This is a genomic window from Streptomyces sp. NPDC034049 (genome assembly GCF_055575575.1).
On the sequence record NZ_JBVISJ010000007.1, the window covers coordinates 365833 to 391896 of the forward strand.

A 26064-nucleotide genomic window follows, 5' to 3' on the forward strand; every position below is an offset into this window, starting at 1 on the left:
CGCATGAGGATTCTCTTTGTGGCAGGCGGCACCTCCGGAGTGATCTTCGGCATCGTCCCGCTCGCACAAGCCGCCCGTAATGCCGGACATGAGGTCTTCATGGCCGCGCCGGAGAACGTGATGCCGATCGTCACCAGCGCGGGGATACCCGGCGTCGCCGTGTCCTCGCAGGTGATGCACGACGCGCTCGTCGACCGGCGGGGCGTCCGTGTCCCCATCCCCGAGGACCTGCACGAGCGGTACATATTCAACGGACGGACGTTCGGCCGGTATGCGGCCTCCTGCCTGGACGGCCTGCTGGCCCTGGCGGAGCGCTGGCGTCCGGATGTCGTCGTGGGCGGGGCACTCGCGTTCGCCGCCCCGCTGGTGGCGGCCCATGTGGGTGTCCCGTACGTCAAGCAGGCCATCGACATGGGGGAACCGCGCACCATCGATCTGGCCGCCGCGGCGGAGTTGGGCCCGGAGATGGAACGGCTGGGGTTGTACGAGATGCCGCGCGCGGACCTGTTCATCGACATCTGTCCACCGAGTCTGCGCCCGTCGGACGCGCCGGCCGCCCACATGATGCGCTATGTGCCGTACGCCACCCAGAAGCCGGTCGAGCCGTGGATGTACGCCCCTGGCGACCGTCCCCGTCTGCTGGTGTCGGCCGGCAGCCGGGTCACTCCGGACTCCGACTTCGACATATTGAGTGGGCTGGTGGAGAAGGTGGGGCAGTTGGACGTGGAACTGCTCATCGCGGCCCCCGAGATCGTCGCGGAGAAACTGCGCCCGCTGCCCGGTCATGTCCGCGCGGGCTGGATCCCGTTGCACCTCGCGGCCGCGACCTGTGACCTGGTGGTCCACCACGCGGGCGGCAACACCACGATGGGGTACGTCTCCTACGGCGTGCCCCAGGTGCTCATTCCCTACCTGCCCTACTGCGTCGACTACAGCCGACGCCTCAGCGACCACGGTGCCGCGGTGATGATCGACCCCGCGGACGACTCCGCGGAGAACATCCTGCGCACCTGCGCGGAGATGCTCGACACCTCCTCCTACCGGGAAAGGGCCCGGGCCCTTGCTGACGAGGTGGCCGCTCTGCCTCCGGCGGCCCAGGCCGTGACGGCGATCGAGCGGTTGGCGGCCGACGGGCTCTGAGCTCACCGCTCCGGCCGCATCCGACTTCAACTGATCTTCAGGGGATACCTCATGATCAATCTGTTTCAGCCCGAGGTCGGTGACGAGGAGCTCTCCGCCATCGCCGATGTCCTCCGCGACAAATGGCTGGGCCACGGGCCGCGGACCAAGGCGTTCGAGGCCGACTTCGCCGTACACCTCGGTGTCGAACCCGACCGCGTCATCTTCCTGAACTCGGGTACGGCGGGCCTCTTCCTCGCCGTCGAGACGCTGGGCCTGTCCGAGGGCGACGAGGTCGTCCTGCCGTCGATGAGCTTCCTCGCGGCCGCGAACGCCGTCATGTCGGTGGGCGCGCGGCCCGTCTTCTGCGATGTGGACCCTCGGACCATGAACCCGCGGTGGGAGGACGTGGAGGACGCCCTCACCTCCCGTACCAAGGCGGTACTGCTGCTGCACTACGGCGGCTACCCGGGCCAGGTGAAGGAGATCGCGGAGCGCTGCCGGGAGCGGGGCATCACCCTGATCGAGGACTCCGCCTGCTCCATCGCGTCGGCCGTGGACGGGCAGACGGCCGGCTCCTTCGGTGACCTGGCCATGTGGAGTCTGGATGCCGCGAAGATCCTCACCACCGGCGACGGCGGTCTGCTGTACGTGCGCGACCCCGAACAGGCCGTCCGGGCGCGTCGCCTGGCGTACCACGGCCTGGCCCAGCCCACGGGCCTCGGCTACGCCAAGGTCTCGCACCGTTGGTGGGAGCTCGACGTGCCGGAGATCGGCCGCCGAGTGATCGGCAATGACCTGACGGCCGCGATCGGCGCCGTGCAGTTGCGGCGACTGCCCGGTTTCGTCGCGCGGCGCAGGGAAATCGTCGCGGCGTACGACCGGGCTCTGGCGGACGTCGACGGTCTCCGGCTGCCTCCGCCGCTACCACGGGGCCATACTTCCTCGCACTACTTCTACTGGGTGCAGATGGATCCGAGGATCCGTGACGAAGTGGCCTCCGACCTCCTGGCGGCGGGCGTCTACACCACCTTCCGCTACGCGCCCCTGCACAGGGTTCCCGCCTACGGGTCGGACCGTGTGCTCCCCGCCACCGACCGCGCCGCCGGCGAGACGCTGTGTCTGCCGTTGCACGCCGGGCTCGACGAGAACGACGTCAGCACGGTCGTGGAGCAGGTCCGCAAGGCCGTGACCTCACGCGGCCGGGCCGTCGGCGGCGTCTGACGGATCGGCAGAGGAGAGAACGACGTGAGACTGCTTTTCATGGCCACGCTGTCCGAGACGCTGCACGAGGTCACCATCGGCCTCGACCTCGCGGAGCAGCTCAAGGACGCCGGAATCACCTGTCACTTCGTCGTCGACGTGTACAACGAACGTCAACTGGCCGCCACCGAGCACTCGTACACCCTGGTCGACACCTCGCTGGGAGCCCGCGTCCGCGATGTGGTGGGCCGGGCCGTACGGGACTTCCGGCCCGACGCGATCGTCGTCAGCGACTACATGGCCCACTGGATGACGCACCTCGTCAACTACGACATCGACCCCTGGTTCATCGACGAGTTCGACGTGCCGGTCATCCCGATCGACACCATGGCCCTGGAGAACACAGGCCTGGAGGTGGAGATCCTCGGCAGGACCACGCGAGTGAGCGACCGCATCCTCACCTCGCCCGTACACCTCCTTCCGGTGCCGGGGACCCAGCCCCTGGCCAGGGCGGGCGGGCGTGGCCTGCCCTACCGGGCCAACCGCACGATCACCCCCGCCCCGCCGGAGGCCCGGGAGCGTCTCCGGCGGTCGCTGGGCATCGGCCCCGAGGAACGCCTGCTGATGATCCCCACCCTGCCATGGCAGCGGATCATGCAGCACCGCGCCGGCCCTCGCACACGCGAACTCGCCCTGCGGGTGCCTCTGCTGGTCGGCCACTACCTGCGGCGGCTCCCCGGCGACACGCGCTTCCTGTTCGTCGGGCCCGTCCTCGACGGCTTCGATCTCCCGGCCGACCGGGTGCATGTGGAGGCTTCCTACAGCGCCCAGCGCTACCTGGATCTCCTGTCCGTGTCCGACGCGGTGCTGGCGCTCTTCCTGCCGTCATTCGCGCTGGAGCGGGCGGTGCTCGCCGACATCCCGGCCCTTTTCACCGTCAACTCCTTCGAGGTCGACGGCGAGCAAGGCGTTCGGCGGCTGGCCGAAGCCTTCGGAGGGAACTGCTCCCCGGATGTCCGCTCCTGGCTGGCCGCATTTCCCGGTCCCGTGCCGCCCTTCCACATGTGGCCGCTCCAGTGGAACGACGTCGTCGGCCGCCTGCTGGAGGACAACCCGCTCACGACGACCGCGCTGCGAACGGAGCTCTTCGACGAGGCGGCGGTGGTGGCCGGGCTGGAGGGCGTCCTGTACGACGAGGGGGTCCGGGGCCGGCTGGCCGGGGCCCGGCGCACCTACCGGGACGCCCTCGACGGGCTGCCGGACACCGTCGAGGTGTTCATGACCGCGGCGCGGCGGGCAGGGGTGACACCCCGAGCCCGCCGCTGAACGTCGCCGAGGGTGGGGTCACACCGAGCCGAGGAGCGCCCGCAGTGACTCGTCCGGCGCGCGCCGCGGCCGCCAGTCCAGGAGCCTCCCGGCCCGTGTGATGTCCAGTTCCTGCCATGTGGCCCCGGAATTGGCCGCACCGCCGTTCCGGGCCGCACGCGGCCCGGAACGCGCGTCGTGATCCTCGGGACGGCTGACCGGTACTCCGCTCAGCTCCACGAGCCGGTCAACCAGTCTCTGCACCGGTACCGCCCGGCCACTGCCCACGTTGATGACACGTCCGGCCACGCGAGCTCGCGGTGCCCGCGCGCACTCCCACAGCGCGGCCGCCACGTCCGCGGCGTCGACGAAGTCGCGCCACGCGGACATCTGCGGCAGATCCAGCTCCAGCGGGCTGTCCCCGCCATGCGCCGAGAGCCGGCGGGCGAGCGCGCCGAGCAGACTCCCGCCGGGCGCGCCGGCACCGCACACGTTGGAGACACGCAGGACGACCCCGTCCAGGTCCGAGTCCTCCGCCGCGCGCAGCACCGCCCGCGTCGCCCGCAGCTTGGACTCCCCGTACTCCGTGTCCGGGGCGGGCGGGTGGTCCTCGGCGAACCGGCTGCCGAAGGGGCCCGGCCCGTACTCGTGCACCGTGCCCAACTGGATCAACCGCGGACCACTCCGCATCAGGCCCACAGCCTCGACCAGGCGGTCCACCAGATCCACGTTGGCCGCCGTCCGCGCCTCCGGGGTCGCTCCCCAGGCGAGCCCCGCCGCGTTCACGACGACCTCGGCCTCCGCCCCCTCGAGTACCCGCGCGATCCGTGCGGGCGGCTCGACGAGAAGGTCGAGTCGTACCGACCGGAAGGACGGACCCGTCACGGGTCCCTCGAAGGGGCTCCGGGAGACAGCCGTCACCCGGGCTCCCCCGGCGCCGAAGGCGGTGCAGACATGGCGCCCCAGGAAGCCGCCCGCGCCCAGCACCACCACCGAGTTCACCGTCATCGCCTCACCCTCGCCACTCGGGCAGGATTCCCGCGACGAGGGTTTTCGCCAGTGAGGGTGCCGTGGCGTCCCGGTCGGAGATCAGCGGCGGTTCGGTGAACCCCCACGGCAGGGCGAGATCGGGGTCCAGCGGATCGATGTTGATCTGCGTACCGGGTACGTACGTCGTGGACACCACGTACGAGATGCACGTGTCGTCGGCGAGGCTGAGGAACCCGTGACCGAACCCCTCGGGGATGAACAGGCTGCGGCCCGTACCGGCATCCAGTTCCGTGACGGCGTACCGGCCGAACGACGGCGAACCCGTTCTGAGGTCGACGACGATGTCCCGCAGCGCGCCCCGCACACAGGAGACGTACTTGGCCTGCCCCGGTGGGACGGCCACACCGTGCAGTCCGCGCAGCACGTTGCGGTGGGACACCGAGTAGTTGATCTGTCTCGGCCGAAAAGGCCGGCCCAGGATCGCTTCCAGGACATCGGTCCGCAGTGACTCGTAGAACGTTCCGCGATCGTCGGCCAGCTGTTCCGGTGTGACGACGTAGACACCCGGGAGGGCGGTCTCGGCAACACTCATGACGCCACCTCAACCTGCCGCGGCTTCCCGGTGAACCACGACGGCCCTCTCCAGGTCGCCCACCACCTGTGCGGCCATCGGCATCGCACCGGTCTCCGCACGCAGCCGCGCGGCCGCGTCCCGGTACGACGCGTCGGCGAGCATCTCGCGGACGGCGTCGGCGATGTTCTCCGCGCTGTCGTCCTCCGGCGCGATCAGCTTGGCCGCGCCGTACGCGCTGATCCGTTCGCTGTGCTCCTCCAGCCCCGGCAGATACGGGACGAAGATCTGGGGCACCCCGGCTGCCAGGCAGGTCAGGGTGATGTTGCCGCCGGCGTGATGGACCATCAGGTCGCAGGTGGGGGCGAGAACGTCCACGGGGAGCCAGCCGGCACGCGCGCCGTCGGGCAGCGGCCCGAGCCGCTTGGCGACGTCATCGGGCGTGGCGATCAGCAGCTCGACATCGAGCGGTGCGACCTTCTCCACCAGCCCGGTGAGCAGGTCGAAGTCGTCATCCGGAGTGACCCTGCTCCCGGCGCTCACCAGGACGCGCGGCCGGTCGGACTTGGTGTACATCCAGGGTTCGAGGGGGCTCTGCGTGCTGCACGCGATGTGGCGCAGCGGCAGCGCGACCGGCGCTGTCGGGGGCCGCACGCTCGACGGCATGAGGCTGACGGAGAAGGCGGGCGCGGGTACTTCCCGCAGCCCCAGACGCTCCATCTCCGGCGCCAGTTCCGCGGTCGCCGCGAGGTCGATGACGAGGGGCTCCGCGATGTCGGTGGCGAACCGCACCCAGGGCACCCCGGCACGGTGCGCCGCGAGCGGGCCCGCGTAGGCGAGGACGTTGCTCACCACGAGGTCCGGGCGCCACTGGTCGACGAGGTCGAGCAGGGCGTCGAGGGAATGGGCGGCGAGGCGGCCGAACATGCGCCCGATGGCGATGTTGCGCTCCGGTCCGTGGGGCGGGGTCGGCACGAGGACGCCCTCCCGGTTGACCCGGCAGTCCTGGATGGTGCGTGATGTCACCGGGACGGCGGGGATTCCCGAGTTGAGGATGGCCGACATCGTCACCTCGGGCCCGGACATGATGACCTCGTGCCCCGCATTGCGCGCCGCCTGCGCCAGCGGAATGTCCGGGAAGATCGTCCCGGCGCCGTTGCCTCCCACAAAGAGCATCTTCATGCGGGCATGGTCCAACCCGTTCTTCGAGCCTCACTCGAAGGCGTGCGAGCCCGACCGTCACGGGCCTTCGAGCGGATCTCGAAGACGGTGCCGAAGGCTGGGGACACCGAGTAGCTCGCTGTGACCGCGGTCCGGTGTGCCCGGCCGGGCGTCGCATCACCTTTTCGAGGAGGCCGTTGTGTTCCGGCACATGTCCGAGTTCCACGGCTGGTTCACCGAGCGCCGACGGACCCACCACCGGGTGACTCCCACGCGCCTGGACCGGCTCGACGGCTGGTCCCTCCACCCGGAGACGGGGAACGTACAGCATGCCAGCGGACGGTTCTTCTCGGTCGAGGGAATCGAGGTCGGCACCGACGATCCGGAGGGCGGGACCTGGGCACAACCGATCATCGTGCAGCCGGAGGCGGGGATCCTCGGCGTTCTGGTCAAGGAGTTCGCGGGCGTCCCGCACTTTCTTCTCCAGGCCAAGATGGAACCGGGGAACATCAACCTGCTCCAGCTGTCTCCGACGGTGCAGGCGACCCGCAGCAATTTCACGCGGGTGCACCGGGGCGGGGCGGTCCCCCATCTCGAGCACTTCCTCGCACCGCGCCGCGGCCGGATCCTCTTCGACGCCCTGCAGTCGGAACAGGGGTCGTGGTTCCTGCGCAAGCGCAACCGGAACATGATCGTCGAGGTGACCGAGGACATTCCCCTCGACGAGAGCTTCTGCTGGTTGACGCTGGAACAGATCGGCGAACTGCTGCGCGTCGACAATCTCGTCAACATGGACACCCGCACTGTGCTCTCCGGGCTGCCGGCGGCCTTCGGCGGCGCGTACGGCAGCGCCGACCCACGGGGTCGGGCACGGCACCGGATGTCGGAGCTGCTGAGTTGGTTCACCGAGGCGAAGGTCTCGCACCGGCTCGACCGGCGCCGCCTTCCCTTGACCGCGGTGAAGGGCTGGACGTGCTCCGGGGAGAGCGTGGAGCACGAGGACGGCCGGTACTTCTCGGTGATCGGCGTGGACGTGGAAGCGGAGGGACGAGAGGTCAACCGCTGGTCGCAGCCCATGCTCGCCCCGGCATCCCGGGGCGTGATCGCGTTCCTCACCAGGCATTTCGAGGGCGTGCTTCATCTGCTGGTGCGGGCGCGCAGCGAGGCCGGCACCTTCGACGTGGTGGAGATGGGGCCGACCGTTCAGTGCGCGCCGGACAACTACCGGCACCTTCCGCCGGAGCGGCAGCCGCGTTTCCTGGCGGAGGTCCTGGCCGCGGATCCGTCACGGATCCTGCTGGACGTCGTCCACTCGGAAGAGGGCGGCCGCTTCTACCACGCGGAGAACAGGTACCTGGTGCTCGAGGCCGCCGAGCACATTCCCGACGACGTGGGCGAGGACTTCGTCTGGATGACACCCGAGCAACTCGCCGCGCTGACCCGGCACAGCAACCACGCCAACGTCGAGGCCCGCAACCTGCTGACCTGCCTGAGGTTCCTGCGGTGAGCGCCGGACCGCGCGCACGGGCCGACCGCCCGGTACGCCTCGGCCTCCTCGGATGCGCGGACATCGCGGTGAGGCGCGTGCTGCCGGCCGTGGACCGCATCGCGGAGATGTCGCTCGGCGCCGTGGCGAGCCGCAGCGGGAGCCGTGCCAAGGAGGTCGTAGGTGTCTTCGGCGGCGATCCGGTCGAGGGGTACGACGCCCTGCTGGAACGGCCGGACATCGATGCCGTGTACGTTCCGCTGCCCGCGGCACTGCACGCGCGGTGGATCGAGCGGGCCCTGCTCGCCGGCAAGCACGTACTGGCGGAGAAACCGCTGACGACGAATGTGCGGGAGACCAAGCGACTTGTCGGCTTGGCGCGGGCAGCGGGTCTGGTGCTGATGGAGAACGTCATGTTCGTCCATCACCCGCAGCACCACCGGGCCCGGCAGCTGTTGGAAGGGGGCGCCATCGGCGAGCCACGCGTGCTCGTCGCGTCCTTCACGATCCCGCCCCGCCCCACAGACGACATCCGCTACCGGGCGGAGCTCGGCGGCGGCTCCCTGTTCGACGTCGGGGTGTACCCGCTGCGTCTGGCCCAGTTCCTCCTCGGCCCCGACCTGGAGGTCGTCGGCGCGACGCTGCGCGGTGCGCCGCGGCTCGGAGTGGATGTGGCGGGCAGCGCCCTGCTGCGGGCCCCGGACGGGGCGACCGCGCAGCTGTTCTTCGGGATGGAGCACCACTACACGTCCCGGTACGAGGTGCTCGGCAGCGCGGGACGTCTCAGTCTCGACGTTGCTTTCACACCGTCGGCGGACCATGCGCCCACGCTCGTCGTGGAGCGGCGGGAGGGAGCCGAACGATTGAGGCTGGAGCCCTACGACCAGTGCGCCGGCACGGTCCGGGCCTTCGCACAGGCCATCAGATCCGGGGCCGGCACGGGCGGTGAGGCGAGCGTGCGGCTTGCGGAACTGATCGCCGAGGTCCACCGGAGTGGAACACGTGAGACGCGGTCGGACCTGCGACCGACGAGTGACGCCGTGGGAGGCGATGAGTGATGAACGACGCCAAGGCCCGCATCCTTGATCAGGTTCGGGCGTATCACGGCACTGACGACAGGGAGTTCGTACCGGGGCAGACGGCGGTGTGGCCCTCGGGGGCGGTGTTCGACGCGGAGGACCGGGTCGCCCTGGTCGAGGCCGCGCTGGACATGCGGATCGCCGCCGGTGTGAGCTCCCGGCGCTTCGAGCGCGAGTTCGCCAAATTCTTCAGGCTTCGCAAGGCACATCTCACCAACTCGGGTTCGTCGGCGAACCTGCTGGCGCTGTCGGCGTTCACCTCACCCCAACTCGAGGACCGTCGGCTGCGGCCCGGCGACGAGGTGATCACCGTCGCCGCCGGGTTCCCGACCACCGTCAACCCCATCATCCAGAACGGGATGGTGCCGGTCTTCATCGATGTCGAGCTCGGCACCTACAACACGACGCCGGAGCGGATCGCCGAGGCCATCGGGCCCCGCACCAGGGCGATCATGATCGCGCACTCGCTCGGCAACCCGTTCGCCGTCGAGGAGGTCGCCGACCTCGCCGAGGAGCACGGGCTCTTCCTCATCGAGGACAACTGCGACGCGGTCGGTTCGACCTACCGGGGGCGGCTGACCGGAACCTTCGGTGACATAGCGACCACCAGCTTCTATCCGGCCCACCACATCGCGATGGGCGAGGGCGGCTGCGTGCTGACCAACAACCTCGCGCTCGCCCGGATCGTCGAGTCGATGCGCGACTGGGGCCGGGACTGCTGGTGCGAACCCGGAGAGGACAACCGGTGCGCCAAGCGGTTCCAGTACCAGCTGGGCACCCTGCCGAAGGGGTACGACCATAAGTACATCTTCTCGCACGTCGGCTACAACCTGAAGGCGACGGATCTGCAGGCCTCGCTCGGGCTGAGCCAACTGCGCAGGCTGCCCGACTTCGGGGCGGCACGGCGTGCCAACTGGCGGCTGCTGCGGGCAGAGCTGGAGGGTGTGCCCGGCCTGATCCTGCCGACACCGACCCCGGACAGCGATCCGAGCTGGTTCGGCTTCGCCGTCACCGTCGGACCGGACGCGCGATACAGCCGCGAGGGCCTGGTGTCCTTCCTGGAGAGCCGCAAGATCGGCACCCGGCGCTTCTTCGCCGGCAATCTCACCCGTCACCCGGCGTACGCGGACAGCCCGCACCGGGTCAGCGGATCGCTGGCCAACAGCGACCTCATCGCCGAACACACCTTCTGGGTCGGGGTCTATCCGGGGCTCACCGAGGACATGGTCGGCTACATCGCCGAATCCATCCGTGACTACGCGGTGAAGAACTCCTGACACCGGTTGCCGACGTGATGTTCCGTGATGATCCAGGAGGAAATGATCATGCCCACAGGGCTGCACCGGCCGCCTCTGCTCTCGGCGGCCCGGGAGATGGCGCCACTGGCCGCAGAACACTCCGCGACCGGGGAGGAACTGCGCAGACTGCATCCGCTCGTCGTCGAAGCCGTGGTGAACGCCGGCTTCCCGCACCACTTCGCTCCGGAAGAGAGCGGGAGCCCGGCAGGGACGTTCACTGAACTGATGGACGCGGTCGTCGCGTTGGGTGAGGGATGCGCATCGGCCGCGTGGGTCGCCTCGGTGATGGCGAGCGCGGGCAGGCTGACCGCGTATCTACCCGCCGAGGGTCGGGCGGAGGTGTGGGAGAAGGGCTCCGGCACGGTGGTCACCGCGGGGTTGATGCCCTCGGGGGAGGCACGGCCGGTGCCCGGCGGATGGCGGGTGAGTGGGGAGTGGGCATACGTCAGCGGAGTCGATTTCTCCGACTGGACGCTGCTCGCGGCCCGCACCGAGGGGACAGCGGCGCCTGCTGTCCGGGTGTTCGCGGTGCCACGCGGCGATCACTCCGTCGTCGATGCGTGGTACACGATGGGCATGCGCGGCACGGGCAGCCATACGGTGGCCCTCGACGAGGTGACCATACCGACGGAACGCTCGGTTCCGCTGGACGTGCTGCTCAGGGGGACGGCTCCGGAAGCGGGGGCACTCTGCCATCGCGTACCGATGAAGGCGGTCAACGGCCTCACTCTGACGACTCCGCTGCTGGGCAGCGCCCGTGGAGCTCTGCGCCGCTGGCGGGCGCTCGTGCGGGCCAAGCTCGCCGCCCCTGCCGGAGCGATCTCCGGTGCCGTCGGGCAAGGGGCCTTCGAGCAGCTGATGGCGCGCGCGGACGGTGAGATCGACGCGGCCCAGCTGCTTCTGGAGCGGGTGGCCCGTGTACTCGACCGGGGCTCGCTGACGGAACTGGTCACCGCCCGCAACGGGCGGGACTGCGCGCTCGCGGCGGAGTCGCTGGCCACGGTGGTGGACCGGCTGCTGCGCACGGCCGGCACTCGCGGCCAGGTGGAACAGGAGGAACTCCAGCGCCGGTGGCGCGATGTCAACTGCGGTGCGGGGCACAGCGGTCTGCAGTTCGCGGGCGCCGCGGAGGTGTACGCGCGTCTGGTGACCGCGACGGACTGAACAACCGGACGGCGGCGCGGACCCGAGGGTCCGCGCCGCCATCAGCTTCCCCCACGGATGTCAGGTCGCCGACGCCCTGCCCGCCGGACTGGCCACCCGGTACTCCCGGGGTACCGGAAGCCGCCGGACCGCGGCGCGGTCCGGCGGCGGGTTCAGCACCTCCAGCTGGAGCCGCTGCAGTTCAGGAGCGGGATCGAGGCCCAGTTCCTCGTCGAGGATGCGGTGCAGGGTCCGGTACGCCTGCAGAGCCTCCGCGCGGCGACCGGAGTGGTTGAGGGCTGAGATCAGCCGACCGTGGAACCACTCGTTGAGCGGGTACTCGTTGACCAGCACCCGGAGTTCGGGGATGGAGTCGTGCTGCCGTCCGAGTTGCGTCTCCGCTTCGATACGGAGCTGCAGTGCTCTGATCCTCAGCTCTTCGAGGTGGGCGATACGACCCGTCAGCACATCGCCGGCCGGGATGTTGGACAGAGCGGGGCCGCGCCACAGTCCGAGTGCCTCGCGCAGGTGCTCCAGGGCGGATTCCGGTCTGCGGTCCTGGAGGCAGGTCCGGCCCTTCGCGATGAGCCGCTCGAAGATCTTGACGTCGACCTCCTCGTCCTCGGCCATGATCACGTAACCTGGTGCGCGGGTCGCCAGCAGAGTTCGCTCACGCGGCACCACACCCTCGTTCACGAACATTTTCCGGGCGTGATAGATGTACGTCTGTAAGGTCGTGAGCGCGCTTTTCGGCGGGGCTTCTCCCCAGAGTTCTTGAATGAGTGATTCCGCGGTGACGATCTCTCTGGGCCGGGTGAGGAGAAGTGCCAGTGTCTGACATACCTTGGGTGTGCTCGGCAGATGAGATCTGCCGTCCTCGGTGAGGATTTCGAACGGTCCTATCAGGTTGAATCGCATTGCCTACCCCCCGTGACGGTGCGTCGAATTTGGCGTGATCAGAGGGATTCGAACCCACGGTCATACACTAGATGCCAGAGGCACATCTGCGGGTAGGCGTTTTATGGAAGTGTCAACTTAAGTACTTCGTCAGGTGAAAGCCCTTGCCGTCCCGGCGCCCTAGATCCCTTCCTTCCAGCCGGGCCTGGGCGACGCGGCCCAGGAACGCGCCCCCCTGTAGGCGGATGCGGAGTCCCACCGCGCCCTGCGCCGGTGCGTCGTCGCCGGTGGTGCCGCCTGCTCCGCCAGGATCGTGGCGAGCACCACCGCGAGCGCGGCCGTCTCCTCGGCTGTGGGTTCGCCACGTGTGATGCGCCAGGCCCCTTTCACTGCGGCTGGTTCCCGTGCTTCCGGCCGGGCAGTTGCGCGTGCTTGTCCCGCAGCATGTCCAGCGCGCGAATCAGGGCACTCCGGCTCTCCGCCGGGTCGATGACATCGTCGACAAGGCCCCGTTCTGCCGCGTAGTAGGGGTGCATGAGTTCTCTCCGGTACTCGTCCACACGCCGACGGCGTGTGGCATCGGGATCGGCGGAGGCCGCGATCTCCCGACGGAAGACCACACCCGCGGCGCCTTCCGCCCCCATCACGGCTATCTCGTTGACCGGCCAGGCAAGGGAGATGTCGCAACCGATGGACCGGGAGTCCATGACGATGTAGGCACCGCCGTACGCCTTGCGCAGGATCAGCTGAATACGCGGCACCGTCGCGTTGCAGTACGCATAGAGCAGCTTGGCTCCGTGCCGGATGACGCCGCCGTGCTCCTGGTCGACTCCGGGAAGGAAGCCGGGCACGTCTACGAGGGTGACCAGTGGAATATTGAATGCGTCGCAGAACTGGACGAAACGCGCTGCCTTTTCGGAGGCTTCGATGTCCAGAACTCCGGCCATGACGAGCGGCTGATTGGCCACGACACCGACGGTCTGGCCCCCCATACGGGCCAGCGCGCAGATGACATTGCGCGCCCAGTGCTCGTGCACCTCGAAGTAGTCGCCGCCGTCGGCGAGTTCCTCGATGACCCGGTGCATGTCATAAGCACGGTTGGGATCGGCCGGCACCAAGTCCGACAGCGAATCGGTGCGTCGGTCCCCGGGGTCGAGCACGGGTTCCGCCGGAGGCAGTTCACGGTTGTTGGACGGTAGGTACGAGAGCAGGTGGCGCACGTCCGCCAGACAGGACTCCTCGTCGTCGTGGGCGAAGGCCGCCACACCCGATACCGCGGCATGGATGTCCGCCCCGCCCAGCGCGTCCTGACCGATCCGTTCTCCGGTGACCGCCTGGACGACGTCCGGGCCGGTGATGAACATCTGCGAGGTGCCCCGCACCATGAAGACGAAGTCGGTCAGGGCCGGTGAATAGGCCGCGCCGCCGGCGCAGGGCCCCATGATCACGCTGATCTGGGGCAGGACACCGGAGTTGCGGACGTTCCGCTGGAAGATCCCGCCGTATCCGGCCAGGGCCGTGACACCCTCCTGGATGCGTGCCCCAGCGCCGTCGCAGAGTCCCACGATCGGAGCGCCCGCCGTCTCGGCGAGATCCATGATCTTGTGGATCTTCTGCGCGTGGGCCTCTCCCAGGGCGCCGCCGAAGACGCGGAAGTCATGGGCGTACGCGAAGACCGTCCGGCCATTCACCTCGCCCCAGCCGGTGACCACCCCGTCGGTGGCGGGCCTGCGGGCCTCCATGCCCAGACCGGTGGCCCGGTGCCGCCGGAACGCCTCCGTCTCCACGAAGGTCCCCTTGTCGAAGAGGAGCGCGAGTCGCTCACGGACGGTGAGCTTGCCCTTGCCCCACTGCGCCTCGGTCGCCTTCGGATCGGGCCCGGCGTGGACCTCCGCGCGCAGCCTGCTCAGTTCCTCCGTGCGGGTGCGCATGTCGGCCGTCGTCGGCATCACCGAGGAATCGACCGGGTCTTCCGCACCCCGCTCCGGTGGCTCGGAGCGCCTGCTCGGTGGGACTTCCTCGGTGATGCTCACACTGCCCCCTTGCGTGACTCAGGCGAAGCATGCGGGAAGCCCGCCGTGGTAATCGACCATCTCGGAGAAGAGCAGTCCGATGTCCAGCGGCTGCCCGAGGGGCGCTCCCTGGGCCTCGGCGTACGCTCTGTGCAGATTGGGCACGAGCCGTTCGGAGTCGAGCAGCTCGGCGTACTCGCCGAGGTGGGCCGCCCGGGCCGTCTCCAGCGGAGTGAGGCCGGCCTCGAGTCCCTGCGCTGCCAGTTCCTGTACCCGGCGCAGGTACCTCTCGGTGACATCCAGCAGTTCGGCACCGCCCACGGGCCCGTGCCCCGGTACGACGGTCAGGGGGCCCAGGGCACGCAGGTGCCGGAGCACCTCCAGTGAGCCCGCGACCGACCCCATCATGCAGAAGGGCGTCGCGCCGGACATGACCAGGTCACCGGTGAACAGGACGCGCTGCTCCGGGAGCCAGACGACGGTGTCGCTCCTGGTGTGGGCCGGGCCCAGGTGGATCAGTTCGGTGCGCACCTCACCGATGTGCAGGGTGAGCCGGTCGCCGAAGGTGACGGTGGGCAGTTCCACGGTCAGCTCGCCCCAGTGGACATCGGGCCACAGACTGGTGAGGTGGAGGCCCACCTCGTCCATCTCCGTGCGGGTTCCCTCATGGGCCACGATCACCGCGTCGGTGGCGAAGACCTGGTTGCCGAAGGTGTGGTCGCCGTGCGAGTGGGTGTTGACGACGAACCGCGGCGGCCGAGGGGAGACGGGGGCGATGGCCTCCTTCAGCGCCAACGCCCTGGCTTCGGTGGCGGCGGTGTCGACGAGCGCGGAGCAGCCGCCCGCGACGACCAGCCCCGCGTTGTTGAGACACCACCCCCCGTCGGGCTGCACATAGGCGAAGACGTGCTCCGCCACCTCATGCAGGCGGGGAGTCCGCCCTACCGCGTGGCGCGCGTTCACGTACACCTCCTGGGGGATGGACACGTCCGATCCGGACCTGCGGGTGGACCCGTGCTCGGATTTCCAATGTGGCTGGTTCGGGTCGAGCCCCGGTCGAGCGACCGGCTCCTCCCGGTCAGAGGGCCGGTTCGCTGGTGCCCGGCTCAGAACATCTGGTCGTGGGTGACCAGGCGGGACTTGAGCTCGATGAGTCCCGCGTCGACCACGAGAACGTCGTGCACGGTACAACTCGGGTTGATCTCCGGTTCGGCACCCGGCCGTACCGTCACCACCAGCGCGTACACGGTGGAGCGGATGGTTCCGTCGGCCTGGGGCTCCAGCGCGATCTGGTTGAACCAGTGGCGGCGGCGCACCTGCTGGCCGTCGAACTTCTTGTGGAACTCGACGAGTTCACGGGCGATGCCGGCTCGGGTCCGGGCGGGGACCGCGCCCGGCGAGTGCTGGAACACCCCGTCCTCGGTGAAGGTCGCCGCGTATTCGTCGAACCTCCGGTTGTCCAGGTGCTGCATCTGGTGCGCGTAGAAGTGCTGTACCTGGGAGTGGAGTTGGGTGAGGGAAGTGCTGTCGACAGTGGTCACAGGAGGTCCTAGGAAGGGTCGGCGGTCCGTGATCGACCGGGTGTCTCTGACGGTTGGTTGTCATCGCGGGGCTTCAGACCCGGTCGCGGGCCGCCCGGGATTCGGCGAACGCGGCCGCGTGCCGCATCGTGGTCAGGCTGTTGTGGCCGAGTGCCGTACGGACATGGGCGCGGGCCTCGGCGAGGGTCCGGCCTTCGCCGAGCACCTCGGTGACGGCGGCGGGGTCCAGTGCCACGGTGTGCCGAGCGGTGAGCACCATGGCGCCCCCCTCGCCCTCGGTGAACTCCCACAGGCCGCTGTGGCCGATCAGCAGACGGGGCGTCACCAGTTGCTTGTACGCGATCCAACGGTCCGTCTCGCAGACCCGGGTCGACCGGGTGGCGTGCGTCGAACCGTCCGCCGTCACGGTCTCCATCTCCAGATCCTGCGCTCCCGCTTCCGTCTGCGACATGCGGACCCGGCCCACATGCGGCAGCCGCTCGGGCCACAGGTCGGCCCGGTGGACGAACTCGTAGGCGTCACAAGCTCTTCCGGCCACCTCCACGGTGTCGGTGAACGAGAACACGACGTCGTCCACCGGATGGCCCAGGCCCGCGACGCGTGCCAGAGCCTCCAGTTCCTCGGGACTGTTGCGGTCAAGGGCCTCCGTGATCCACCGCACGGTGGCCGGGTCGTCGTCCGCAGCGGTGAAGTCGTGCAGCAGCACTATCCGGGTGCCGCCGTCACGCGTGGCCTCGAACCGCCATGCGCCGCCCATCGAAGCGATGGGAGACCGGCTCCGCTCCTGTCGGAACGAGATGTGCAGTGCCTCGGGATCCAGCTCGCGCCGCGAGGTCCAGTTGCGGATCTCGCCGTTGACGGTGGCCCAGATCTCGAAGCGCTCCGAACGGTCACCGCGCTCCAAGTGCCTCACATGCACGCTGGGACCAAAGATGGCGGGCCACAAGGTCACATCGGCGACCAGGCCGTACAGCGCCTGGGGAGACGCGGCCACGTGCAGGGTGTGTTCGGTGTGGTACTGCCGCGGTTCGTTCATGGTGTCGCTCTCCTAGGGGCGAGTCTGCGGTCCTGCCCGACTCCGGGGCCGGCGCCCGGTCACAGGGCCCGGCGGAGCAGGGCGGCGGTCAGGCGGCGTGCGCCAGGCCGTTCACGAGGTCGACCAGTTCCCGCGGCGTCTTGACCTCGGAGATCTCCTGGTCGGGTACGACCACGCCGAACTCCTGCTTGATCTGGGACGCGGCCTCCATGAGGGCGAGCGAGTCGTACCCCATGTCCTCGAAGGACCAGTGCGCGAAGTCGTCCGCCGGGTCCACGCCGTCAACGGCACCCGCGCACTCGGCGAGGATGCGGCGTGCGTCGTCGATGGTCATCTGAGCCATGGAAGGTCTCCTACGGTCTGAGAAGGTCGGAAAGGTTCGGTCGTGCCAGGTCGGAGCCGGTCAGTGGCCGATGGCGCTCACGACCACGGCGGAGTTGAAGCCCCACCGGCCGCGGGCGAGGACCAGCGCGTGCCGGACGGGGAGTTCGCGTGGCTCACCGTGGACCAGGTCGATACCGAAGTCGTCCGGTGTCCCCGAGCCCGTCGGGGTGGGCGGAACCACACTGTCCCGGATCGACGCCACGGCGGTCACCACGTCGAGCGGACCGCCTCCGGCGTACAGGCGCCCGGTGAGCGCCTTGGGCGCGGTGACCGGGACGGCCTCCCTTCCGAACAGCCCGCTGATGGCCTGCGCCTCGGCGGCGTCCAGTTCGGGCACACCGGCACCGTCCGCGAAGACGACGTCGATGTCCGCCGGTTCCAGTCCGGCCTCCGCGAGAGCGACCTCCGCGGCACGCCGCAGCGCCGGCGGGCGGTCCGAGCCGGGTGCGGGATCGAAAGTGGAGGCGTAGCCCCTCAGCTCGGCGTACAGCTGCTGCGCACCGCGTTCGCGGGCGCTGCGCTCGTCCTCCAGCACCAGCATCGCGCCGCCCTCGCCGGGCACGTAACCCGAAGCCTGGGCGTCGAAGGGCAGATAGGCCCGCGCGCTGTCGGTCTCCGTGCTGACCAGACCGCCGGCCAGCTGGGAGACGTAACCCCACGGGTCGAGCGCGGAGTCGACGCCTCCGGAGAGCATCAAGGGGGTGCCTCGCCGGATGGTGCGACGGGCGTGGCCCAGCGCGTCCAGTCCACCCGCTTGCTCGGCGACGAGGGCCGCGCTCGGTCCGCGCATCTTGTGACGGATCGAGATCTGCCCGGTGTTGACGGCGTAGAACCAGGCGAAGGACTCGTAGACGCTCACGGAGCCCGGCCCCTTGTTCCACAGCTTGCTGAACTCGCGGTGGGTGAAGTCAAAGCCGCCCAGGGCATTGGCGGTGACGACCCCCATGTCGTAGTCGAGCAGGTCCTCCGGTGACACCGAGGCGTCGGTCAGCGCCCAGGCCGAGGCGGCCAGGGCCAACGTCGTGGAACGGTCGGTCTGCGGGAGGAGCCTGCTCGGGAGGTGTTCGGCGGGGTCGAAGTCGTCGATCTGCCCGGCGAGCGCCGCCGGGTAGCGGGAGGCGTCGAAGCGGGTGACCGGGCCGATGCCGCTGTGTCCGGCGAGGACGGACTTCCAATAGGTCTCGGTCCGCAGCCCGTTGGGTGCGGTGACGCCCATACCGGTGATCACGGTTCTACCCGTCATGCCGTGCTCCTTCCGGGGAACGCAGGACCATCGCGCTCTGAAAGCCGCCGAACCCGCTGCCGACGGTCAGGACCGTGTCCACCCTCTGCTCGCGTGCGGTCAGCGGGACGTAGTCGAGGTCGCACTCGGGGTCGGGCTGGTGCAGGTTGGCCGTGGGCGGCACGACGTCGTGCCTGATGGACAGGGCGCACGCGGCGATCTCGAGCGAGCCGATGGCGCCGAGGGAGTGCCCCACCATCGATTTGATGGAGCTGACCGGAACCCGGTACGCGTGGTCCCCAAGACTCAGCTTGAAGGCGGCGGTCTCGTGGCGGTCGTTCTGCTTGGTACCGGAGCCGTGGGCGTTGACGTAGTCGACGACCGTCGGGTCGATGCGCGATTCGTCGAGCGAGGCGCGGATCGCCTCCGCCATCTCGCGGCCGTCCTTCTTCAGGCCGGTCATGTGGTGCGCGTTGCAACGCGTGGCGTAGCCGGTGATCTCGGCGTAGATCTGGGCTCCGCGCGCCCGGGCGGCCTCGTACTCCTCCAGTACGAACATCGCCGCGCCCTCGGCGAGCACGAACCCGTCGCGGGAGGCGTCGAACGGGCGGGAGGCGTGCTCCGGATCGTCGTTGCGGGTCGTGGTGGCCTTGATGGCGTCGAAGCAGGCGACCACGATCGGGGAGATCGGGGTGTCCGCGGCACCGCTGACCATCACATCGACGGTGCCTTCCCGGATGAGCTGGACGCCGTGGCCGACCGCGTCGAGACCGGAGGTACAGCCGTCCGACACCATCGTCACGGGGCCCTCGGCACCCGCTGCCCACGCGATCTCGGCCGGCATGACACCCGGGCTGAGGTAGTCGAACATGTGCGGGGACATGTAATTCGGGTCGACCAGCCACTCGCGTCCGCGGTCGGACATGACCAGGTACTCGTTCTCCAGGCTGGTCGCGGAGGCCACGGCGCTGCCGAGACTGACGCCGATGCGGTGGGGGTCCACCCCGCTCAACTCCAGGCCGCTGTCCGCCACGGCCTCGCGCGTGCAGGCGACCGCGAACTGGCTGGCCCGGTCCATCCTGCGGATCTCCCGTGGGGTGAGCCCCTCGTCCTCGGGCGAGAAGTCGACCTCGGCAGCGGTCCGGGACCGGAACGCGGAGGCGTCGAAGAACGAGATGGGCCGCGTGGCGGTGCGGCCGGCGGTCAGCAGATCCCAGAACGCCTTTGTTCCCGGACCGCCGGGGGCGCGTACCCCGATCCCGGTGATCACCACCCGCCGGCTCATCGGCCGTTCCCCGTATGGCCGGAGCCGTGACCGCGGACCGCGCAGCGCGCCGCGGGACGGACTTCCTTGGAGCACAACATCGCGTCACATTCCTTTCAGCTTGCCCGGCAGGTGTGGCCTCCGCTGCCGGGCGTTTCGCCGTCGGCTCATGACTCTGATGTCGGGGTCTCGAGCACCGCTCGAAACCCGGTCAGACTGATCGTCCCGACCGGCGGCCGGGTCAGGCGACGTAGGGCCGCCGGGCACGCGCCTCACGGAGCGCGTCGGCCCACCACATCAGCTGGTCGAGCAGTTTCTTCGCTGCGGAGTTGAGGCCCTCCGCTGCGACCGGCTCACCGTCGGCGTCGAACTTGTCGAACACCTGCGGGATGCAGACGCCGTCCCGCATGGTCACGGTGTGCATCTCCACGAAGACGGATCGCAGCTGTTCCACCGCCCGCAGTCCACCCGAGATGCCGCCGCCGTAGCTGACGAAACCGACGGGCTTGGCCTGCCACTCGGTGTAGACACAGTCGATCGCATGCTTCAGCGCGGCCGGGTAGCTGCGGTTGTACTCGGGGGTGACGATGGTGAAGACATCCGCGTCGGCGATGCGCTGGGCGTACGCCCGCAGCGCCGCCGAGACGTACTGTCCGTTCTCGTCGGGGTCCTGCAGTACGGGGGGCAGTCCGGCCTCGGCGAGGTCGATGACGTCGACCTCGAGGTCACCGCGGGCACGGGCCTGGCGTGCGAACCAGTCACCCACCACGGGTCCGAGACGGCCCTCGCGGGTGCTGCCGATGATCACGGCCAGACGAGTGGGCGCGACAGACATGGTGTTCTCCTTAAGCGACGTCGTGCTGAGAGGAAGGGGAAAAGGGGAGAGGACGGCCGGTCATCCGACGCGGCCGGTCAGAAGGACGATGCGGCCCATCTGGGCGCGTGACTCGACGAGTTCGTGGGCTTTGGCCACGTCCTCGAGCGGGAGCGTGGCGTGGATCGCGTGTCGCACCGTGCCGTCGGTGAGGTGCCGGACCAGTGCCTCGTGGTCGCGGAGGTACTGCTCCGGACGGGCGTTCCGCCACGCGGAGAGCGCGAAGCCGGTGACGAACCGCATCCCGATGAGTTCCATGGGGGAGATGCTCGGGATGGCCAGGCCGCCGCCGGCCGAGCCGTAGAACACCAGTCGGCCGAACGGCGCGAGGAGTCCCACTCCCCGGCGCAGCACGTCTCCGCCGACACTGTCCAGGATCACGTCCACGCCCTGGCCACCGGTGGCGTCCCGTACCCGGTCGGTCCAGTCGTCGCGGGAGTAGTCGACGAGGACGTCGGCGCCCAGCTCTCGGGCGAACTCCAGCTTGCGGGCGGACCCTCCGGTCGCGATCACCGTTCCGGCGCCGGCTGCCTTGGCCAACTGCACGGCCAGGTGCCCGATGCCGCCGGAGGCAGCGTGCACCAGCACGCTCTCGCCGGGCCGAAGGGACGCCGTGCCCATGGTGCCCATGGCGATGGGACCGGAGGACGGCAGGGCAGTGGCCTGTGCCGCGTCCATGTCGACCGGCACCGGAAGGACGGTGTCCGCGTCGACGACCACGTACTCGGCGTACGCGCCGTGCAGCGTGAAGGCACCCACCCGGTCTCCTTCGCGGACACCGGTCACCCCTGGGCCCAGGCCTGCCACCACTCCGATCACATCACCCCCGAGTACGACGGGGAAGGTCGGACGCCACATGGGCGCGGGGAAGATGTCTCGACGCATCTGGGTCTGCGCGAAACCCACACTCACCGCTTCTGTCGCGATGAGGACCTGTCCCGGGCCGGGGCGCGGCACCGGTGTGTCCTCCAACCGCATCACTTCCGGTGGGCCGAACTCATGGATACGGATGGTGCGCATGTCTTTCCTCCGGTCGTCGGCTGTCGACCGCAGCCGCGGGACGCGCCTCGACCACATCTGGACGTGTGCGGACCCGTCTCGGGGGCGGTCTCAAGGGCCCTCCGCCTCGGTGCGGGCGGCGGTCAGGGTGTGGTTCTGGGCGCGGGGCGGTCGGTGGTCCGTTTGAGCTCGAAGAAGCCCGGGTCGGTCGCAAGGGTGCGGAACGCCTCCCACAACCGGTCCGCACGCTCGGCACGGGGGATTTCGTCGAACACGGGCCCGAACTGGCCTGCGTGCCCGTTGACGGAGATCGTGGGTACACCGACGAGCTGCTGCTGGAGGCCCCCCGAGGGCACGGCCGCGTGGGAGGCCCGCAGAACCTCGTCCCATTCGGTCGAGTCCGCCTCGCGGGCCAGCCGTGCGTCGAGTCCCGTCTCGTTCAAGGCGGCCTCGACCACGGCGCCGATCCCGTCCATGGCGTCGATCAGCACTGTCTGCCAGGTGTCCGCGGTCGCCCGTTGCACCGGCGCGAAGATCCCGTCGGGGTCGTGGAAACGACGTCCCATGGCCGTGTAGAGAGGGCCGACGGCCTCGTCCCCATGGGTGCGGCGCGCCGCGGCCACCACCCGTATCGGACCCCAGTACCTGTCCATCAGCCGCTGCCGCTGCTCGGACATGTCCGAGCCGCTGTTCTGGAGCGCCAGGCTCATCTCGTGCCAACGCACCGTCAGCGGGTGCCGCTCCGAGACCTCGACGATCCAGCGTGAGGTGATCCACGCCCAGGGGCAGAGCGGATCGAACCAGAAGTCGACGGTGTCAGCGGTTCTCATGGGGTCTCTCAGTTCCTCTTCTGTCGTCCTGAACGGTGTGGCCGTGCGACTGCGAGGCCCCGTCCTCGATCCTCGCCAGTGCCTCGAGAACAGCGCGGTGTTTCGCGTCCCGGAGGGCCGCCCGCCCCGTGCCGGTCCCCGGTCCGAAGGTCCGGTCGGCCGTGTCGCCGAGCCACGCGACGGTCTCCTCGGTCATGCGGGGTCGGCCGAGGTCCTGCCACGCGCGCTCCATTCCCGGTGCCGTGGCGGTGAGCCAGCGGCGCAGACCGCCCTCGCCGCCGCCGAGATGGAACGCCTCGAACGGGCCGATCGCGGACCAGCGGACTCCGAGCGACCGGCTCACCACGGTGTCGAGCTCGGCCATGGTGACGACGCCCTCCTGGACGAGGTGGATGCTCTCCCGCAGCAGCGCGGCCTGGAGTCGGTTGGCCACGAAGCGCGGTACCGGTTTCCGCAGGACCACAGGTTCCCTGCCCACGGACCGGTAGAAGGCGAGGCAGGCGGCGACGGTCTCCTCGGAGGTACGGCTCCCGGCGACGACCTCGACCAGCGGAATGAGGTGCGGGGGGTTGAACGGGTGTCCCACGAGCAGTCGCCCGGGATCGTCCATCCCGGTCCCCATGTCGTCGGGGAGCAACTTGGAAGTGGAGGACAGCAGCAGGGCCGAGTCAGGCGCCGCGGCGCCGACACGGCGGAAGAGATCCTGCTTGAGGCGCAGGTCGTCCGGGGTGCTCTCCTGGACCACGTCGGCGTCGTGGACGGCGCGGTCGAGGTCCGTCTCGAACTCCAGGCGTCCGGCCGGGTACCGCGGGTCGCCCCGTCCTTCCTCCCGCTCCGGCAGGAAGGGGCGCAGGGCCTGGGTGACGGTCTGCTCCGCGTCGGCGCGTCTGCTGTGGACCCGGACGTGGAAGCCGTGGGACAGGAACAGGGCGATCCAGCCCAGGCCGATGGTGCCCGCACCGATGACGGCGACCGTGCGGGGCCGGACCGGGGGGCCGTGCGCCGGTGCGTGGTGGTCCGTCGTGTCGCGCATTGCCTCGTCCGTTGTCTCAGGGGACGGTTCCCGCCCCCGGGTGCGGCTGCCGAAGGCGTGCTCCGGCGACCGCACCCGGGACGGGCGACCGTCAGTGGTCAGCTACCGAACCTGGGTCGTCGAGAGGGTCACGGGCTTCGCCGGGTCGGCGTAGCACTGGAAGGGGTCCCACTCGTTGGTGGTCGGCTGCAGGCGGTACCAGTAGAAGGAGGGGTCGTCGAAGCTGGAACCGCCGGGGGCCGTGGTGAGCGTTCCGGCGGCCCCCGGGGCCCGCAGGGTGACCTCCAGGTTCGGAAGGTCGTACTCCACCCCGCCCGCGAACTGGCCGTCCGACCTCAGGACGAGATCCTGGCCCCTGCGCTCGACCCACTGCTTGGCAGCGCCCAGGTTGCTGCCGCCGGTGAGCTTGTAGCTCACCAGATTCGCTCCGGCGGGCAGCCGATAAGCGATCTTCACGTCGGTCAGCGTCTTGTTGTACGCGGCGACCGCGTTGATCGGCGCGGAGTCGAAGACCACCTTGAACGACTGGTAAGGAGCAACGCTGTCGGGAGCCGTGGTCGTGAAGCCACGCGTGTACTCGGTGACCGGAATCCACGTCCCCGACACGCGTGTCTGGCACACGTACGGCACGGTGCTCGCACTCGTGGCCGCCGACGCGCTTCCCGCCGAGGCCAGGACACCGGTCATGGCGACGCACGCCGACATGGCGAGACCGGCTGCCCTCTTCCACTGTTTCTGCACTGTGTTCCCTTTCTTCGGGCGCCTGGACGGCTCCGGGCGCCGGGGTCAATGTGTGCGCCCCGGCTGGAGTCACGATCGAGAGCCGATCCAGGTGACCTGCGTCAGCCCTCGGCGGGCAGCCGCAGATCGCCGGCCCGGGACCGGGCACGCTCGAAGTGGTTCACGAGTTCGGCCGTCGGCAGCACGCCGGACACGGGCGGCAGCCCGTCCACGACGACGGAGGGCACCCCGGCGATGCCCAGTGAACCGGCCCGCCGCACGTCCTCGCGGACCTCGTCGGCGTACTCGTCCCCGCCCAGCAGCGACCGCACCTCGTCGGCCGCCAGGCCCGCCTCGGTCCCCAGCCGCAGGAGTACGTCCAGGTCGGCGACGTTGAGGGCCTCGGTGTGGTACGCGTGGAAGAGTCGCTCCAGTACCTCGTCGGCCTTGCCCCGCGCGGCGGCGAGGTGGCTCAGCCGGTGGGCGTCGAAGGTGCTGACGGGTGTGGACCGCTCCAGGTTGAGCTCCAGCCCTTCCCGGCGGCCTTCGCTCTTGATCATCTCCACTCGCGCGGGAACCGCCGACGGGTCCATCCACTGCTCCATGGCCTGAGCCGCCGTCACCCCGGGCACCCCCCCGATCCCCGGAGCCAGCTCGTAGCTGCGCCAGACGATCTCCGTCTGGTCCTCGTGGGCGAAGGCCGATAAGGCGGCCCGGATGCGGCGCTTGCCGATGTAACACCAAGGGCAGAGCACGTCGGAAAAGATCTCGATCTTCATGGGGGTCTCCTTGCTGAGCGTCGTCGAACGGTCCGGACAGGAGCAGTTCAGGCGACGGTCAGAACCACCTTGCCGCGCACGTGACCCGCCTCGACCTCACGGTGGGCCTCGGCGGCGGACGCCAGCGGCAGCACGCGGGAGACCTCGATGTGCAGCTTGCCCTGGGCGTAGAGATCGGCGAGCTCCTGGAGCCGGGCCGCGGACCGCTGGCTGAAGATGGCGCGGACGCCCAGTTCCTCGACGCGGCCGAAGTCGACCAGGGTGCCGATGCGGTTCCTGTCCTTGACCAGCTCCACGGAGACGTCCAGGGCCTCGCCGCCGATGGCGTCCAGGGCGGCGGTCACACCGTCCGGCGCGAGTTCACGCACCCGGTCGGAGAGACCCTCGCCGTAGGCCACGGGGACGGCGCCCAGAGAACGGAGGTAGTCGTGGTTCCGCTCGCTCGCGGTGCCGATGACGGTGGCGCCCCGCTCCTTGGCGAGTTGCACCATGACCGTGCCGACGCCGCCGGCCGCGGCGTGCACCAGCAGAGTGTCCCCGCTGCCCACCTCCAGGGCTTCGAGGGCGGTGTGCGCGGTCTGCGCGGAGGCGGAGAAGGCACCGGCGGCCTCCCACGGCATGGCTGCGGGCTTGGCCACGAGCTGGTCGGCGGAGACGACCAGGTACTGGGCGTAGCAGGACAGCACCGCCCATCCCAGGACCTCGTCGCCCACCGAGAGTCCGACGACGCCCTCGCCGACCGCGTCGATGACCCCGGCGAAGTCATTGCCGAGAACCTGCGGGAACTCCAGCGTGATTCCGGGAGGGTTCCAGCCGCCGCGGACGGCGCAGTCGTACGCCTGCACACCGGCCGCGCTGACCCGTACCCGCACTTCGCCCCGGGCCGGGACCGGCGTCTCGATCTCGCTCACTTCGAGCACCTCCGGGGTGCCGAAGGCACGGAACACTGCTGCCAGCATGGTGATATCCCTTCATCTCACGCATCGATGAACCGGTTCACCCTGGAGTGGTGAACCGGTGATACACCCTGCAACCTCAACCGCAGTCGAGGTCAAGCGCGTTCGGCGCCGCGGGCGTCGCACTCCAGCGGTTCTCGAGTCGGGCTCGACCGACTCTCG

At 69.6% G+C, this 26064-nt stretch carries 26 protein-coding genes; 7 read left to right on the forward strand and 19 right to left on the reverse strand.

Going from position 1 to position 26064, the window contains the following annotated elements:
- Positions 1–3: 3 nt before the first annotated feature.
- Genes ACZ52C_RS22575 through ACZ52C_RS22585 form a run of 3 tightly spaced genes read left to right on the forward strand, consistent with a single transcriptional unit; the run spans position 4 to position 3648 of the window.
- Positions 4–1140 carry a glycosyltransferase gene (locus ACZ52C_RS22575; protein WP_469076413.1) on the forward strand — a complete coding sequence of 379 codons (1137 nt, stop codon included), beginning with the start codon at positions 4–6 and terminating at the stop codon, positions 1138–1140.
- A gap of 51 nt (positions 1141–1191) precedes the next feature.
- Positions 1192–2343: a DegT/DnrJ/EryC1/StrS family aminotransferase gene (locus tag ACZ52C_RS22580; protein ID WP_469076414.1), complete on the forward strand. Its 1152-nt coding sequence runs from the start codon at positions 1192–1194 to the stop codon at positions 2341–2343.
- Positions 2344–2367: 24 nt separating this feature from the next.
- Positions 2368–3648: a DUF6365 family protein gene (locus ACZ52C_RS22585; RefSeq protein WP_469076415.1), complete on the forward strand. Its 1281-nt coding sequence runs from the start codon at positions 2368–2370 to the stop codon at positions 3646–3648.
- Positions 3649–3666: 18 nt separating this feature from the next.
- Here the strand turns inward: ACZ52C_RS22585 and ACZ52C_RS22590 are convergent, their stop codons facing one another.
- Genes ACZ52C_RS22590 through ACZ52C_RS22600 form a run of 3 tightly spaced genes read right to left on the reverse strand, consistent with a single transcriptional unit; the run spans position 3667 to position 6370 of the window.
- Complete coding sequence (locus tag ACZ52C_RS22590) at positions 3667–4635, reverse strand: NAD-dependent epimerase/dehydratase family protein (RefSeq protein ID WP_469076416.1); 969 nt, start codon at positions 4633–4635, stop codon at positions 3667–3669.
- A gap of 4 nt (positions 4636–4639) precedes the next feature.
- Complete coding sequence (locus tag ACZ52C_RS22595) at positions 4640–5209, reverse strand: dTDP-4-dehydrorhamnose 3,5-epimerase family protein (RefSeq protein ID WP_469076417.1); 570 nt, start codon at positions 5207–5209, stop codon at positions 4640–4642.
- Positions 5210–5218: 9 nt separating this feature from the next.
- Positions 5219–6370 carry a nucleotide disphospho-sugar-binding domain-containing protein gene (locus ACZ52C_RS22600; protein ID WP_469076418.1) on the reverse strand — a complete coding sequence of 384 codons (1152 nt, stop codon included), beginning with the start codon at positions 6368–6370 and terminating at the stop codon, positions 5219–5221.
- Between the two features lie 190 nt (positions 6371–6560).
- On the opposite strand from ACZ52C_RS22600, the gene ACZ52C_RS22605 reads away from it, so the two are divergent.
- The 4 genes from ACZ52C_RS22605 to ACZ52C_RS22620 are packed head-to-tail and all read left to right on the forward strand — an operon-like array spanning position 6561 to position 11376.
- Positions 6561–7856 (forward strand): NDP-hexose 2,3-dehydratase family protein, encoded by a 1296-nt coding sequence (locus ACZ52C_RS22605; RefSeq protein ID WP_469076419.1) that lies wholly within the window; start codon positions 6561–6563, stop codon positions 7854–7856.
- Positions 7853–8893, forward strand: coding sequence for a Gfo/Idh/MocA family protein (locus ACZ52C_RS22610; RefSeq protein WP_469076420.1), 1041 nt, complete (start codon positions 7853–7855; stop codon positions 8891–8893). Before ACZ52C_RS22605 ends, ACZ52C_RS22610 begins: the two co-directional genes overlap by 4 nt.
- Positions 8893–10191, forward strand: a complete 1299-nt coding sequence (gene rfbH / locus ACZ52C_RS22615; protein WP_469076421.1) for a lipopolysaccharide biosynthesis protein RfbH — start codon at positions 8893–8895, stop codon at positions 10189–10191. Before ACZ52C_RS22610 ends, rfbH begins: the two co-directional genes overlap by 1 nt.
- Before the next feature lie 48 nt (positions 10192–10239).
- On the forward strand, positions 10240–11376 hold the full coding sequence (locus ACZ52C_RS22620; RefSeq protein WP_469076422.1) for an acyl-CoA dehydrogenase family protein: 1137 nt from the start codon (positions 10240–10242) through the stop codon (positions 11374–11376).
- Positions 11377–11436: 60 nt separating this feature from the next.
- Here the strand turns inward: ACZ52C_RS22620 and ACZ52C_RS22625 are convergent, their stop codons facing one another.
- The 16 genes from ACZ52C_RS22625 to ACZ52C_RS22700 all read right to left on the reverse strand — a co-directional run bounded on the left by ACZ52C_RS22625 (position 11437) and on the right by ACZ52C_RS22700 (position 25905).
- Positions 11437–12273, reverse strand: coding sequence for an AfsR/SARP family transcriptional regulator (locus ACZ52C_RS22625; RefSeq protein WP_469076423.1), 837 nt, complete (start codon positions 12271–12273; stop codon positions 11437–11439).
- A 159-nt stretch (positions 12274–12432) separates the two neighbouring features.
- A complete protein-coding gene (locus tag ACZ52C_RS22630; protein WP_469076424.1) occupies positions 12433–12642 on the reverse strand; it encodes an acyl-CoA carboxylase epsilon subunit in 210 nt (69 codons plus the stop codon).
- Entirely contained in the window at positions 12639–14201 is a 1563-nt protein-coding gene (locus tag ACZ52C_RS22635; protein ID WP_469076508.1) for an acyl-CoA carboxylase subunit beta, read from the reverse strand. Before ACZ52C_RS22635 ends, ACZ52C_RS22630 begins: the two co-directional genes overlap by 4 nt.
- 102 nt (positions 14202–14303) lie before the next feature.
- The gene (locus ACZ52C_RS22640; protein ID WP_469076425.1) at positions 14304–15227 is read right to left on the reverse strand and encodes an MBL fold metallo-hydrolase; all 924 of its coding nucleotides are present in this window, start codon (positions 15225–15227) and stop codon (positions 14304–14306) included.
- Between the two features lie 143 nt (positions 15228–15370).
- Positions 15371–15805, reverse strand: coding sequence for a nuclear transport factor 2 family protein (locus ACZ52C_RS22645; protein WP_469076426.1), 435 nt, complete (start codon positions 15803–15805; stop codon positions 15371–15373).
- 73 nt (positions 15806–15878) lie between these two features.
- Positions 15879–16841: an aromatase/cyclase gene (locus ACZ52C_RS22650; RefSeq protein WP_469076427.1), complete on the reverse strand. Its 963-nt coding sequence runs from the start codon at positions 16839–16841 to the stop codon at positions 15879–15881.
- Positions 16842–16929: 88 nt separating this feature from the next.
- Positions 16930–17184 carry an acyl carrier protein gene (locus tag ACZ52C_RS22655; protein ID WP_469076428.1) on the reverse strand — a complete coding sequence of 85 codons (255 nt, stop codon included), beginning with the start codon at positions 17182–17184 and terminating at the stop codon, positions 16930–16932.
- Positions 17185–17244: 60 nt separating this feature from the next.
- A complete protein-coding gene (locus ACZ52C_RS22660) occupies positions 17245–18468 on the reverse strand; it encodes a ketosynthase chain-length factor (RefSeq protein WP_469076429.1) in 1224 nt (407 codons plus the stop codon).
- Positions 18458–19732, reverse strand: coding sequence for a beta-ketoacyl-[acyl-carrier-protein] synthase family protein (locus ACZ52C_RS22665; RefSeq protein WP_469076430.1), 1275 nt, complete (start codon positions 19730–19732; stop codon positions 18458–18460). Before ACZ52C_RS22665 ends, ACZ52C_RS22660 begins: the two co-directional genes overlap by 11 nt.
- Before the next feature lie 220 nt (positions 19733–19952).
- Positions 19953–20546, reverse strand: a complete 594-nt coding sequence (locus tag ACZ52C_RS22670) for an NADPH-dependent FMN reductase (RefSeq protein ID WP_469076431.1) — start codon at positions 20544–20546, stop codon at positions 19953–19955.
- A gap of 60 nt (positions 20547–20606) precedes the next feature.
- Positions 20607–21605 (reverse strand): quinone oxidoreductase family protein, encoded by a 999-nt coding sequence (locus tag ACZ52C_RS22675; protein WP_469076432.1) that lies wholly within the window; start codon positions 21603–21605, stop codon positions 20607–20609.
- Between the two features lie 122 nt (positions 21606–21727).
- Positions 21728–22414, reverse strand: coding sequence for a mycothiol-dependent nitroreductase Rv2466c family protein (locus tag ACZ52C_RS22680; protein WP_469076433.1), 687 nt, complete (start codon positions 22412–22414; stop codon positions 21728–21730).
- Positions 22401–23447, reverse strand: a complete 1047-nt coding sequence (locus tag ACZ52C_RS22685; protein WP_469076434.1) for a 3-hydroxyacyl-CoA dehydrogenase NAD-binding domain-containing protein — start codon at positions 23445–23447, stop codon at positions 22401–22403. The genes ACZ52C_RS22680 and ACZ52C_RS22685 overlap by 14 nt, the downstream gene beginning before the upstream one ends.
- 102 nt (positions 23448–23549) lie before the next feature.
- Positions 23550–24188 (reverse strand): hypothetical protein, encoded by a 639-nt coding sequence (locus tag ACZ52C_RS22690; protein ID WP_469076435.1) that lies wholly within the window; start codon positions 24186–24188, stop codon positions 23550–23552.
- Positions 24189–24289: 101 nt separating this feature from the next.
- Entirely contained in the window at positions 24290–24946 is a 657-nt protein-coding gene (locus tag ACZ52C_RS22695) for a DsbA family oxidoreductase (protein WP_469076436.1), read from the reverse strand.
- Positions 24947–24993: 47 nt separating this feature from the next.
- A complete protein-coding gene (locus ACZ52C_RS22700) occupies positions 24994–25905 on the reverse strand; it encodes an NADP-dependent oxidoreductase (protein WP_469076437.1) in 912 nt (303 codons plus the stop codon).
- Between the last annotated feature and the right edge of the window lie 159 nt (positions 25906–26064).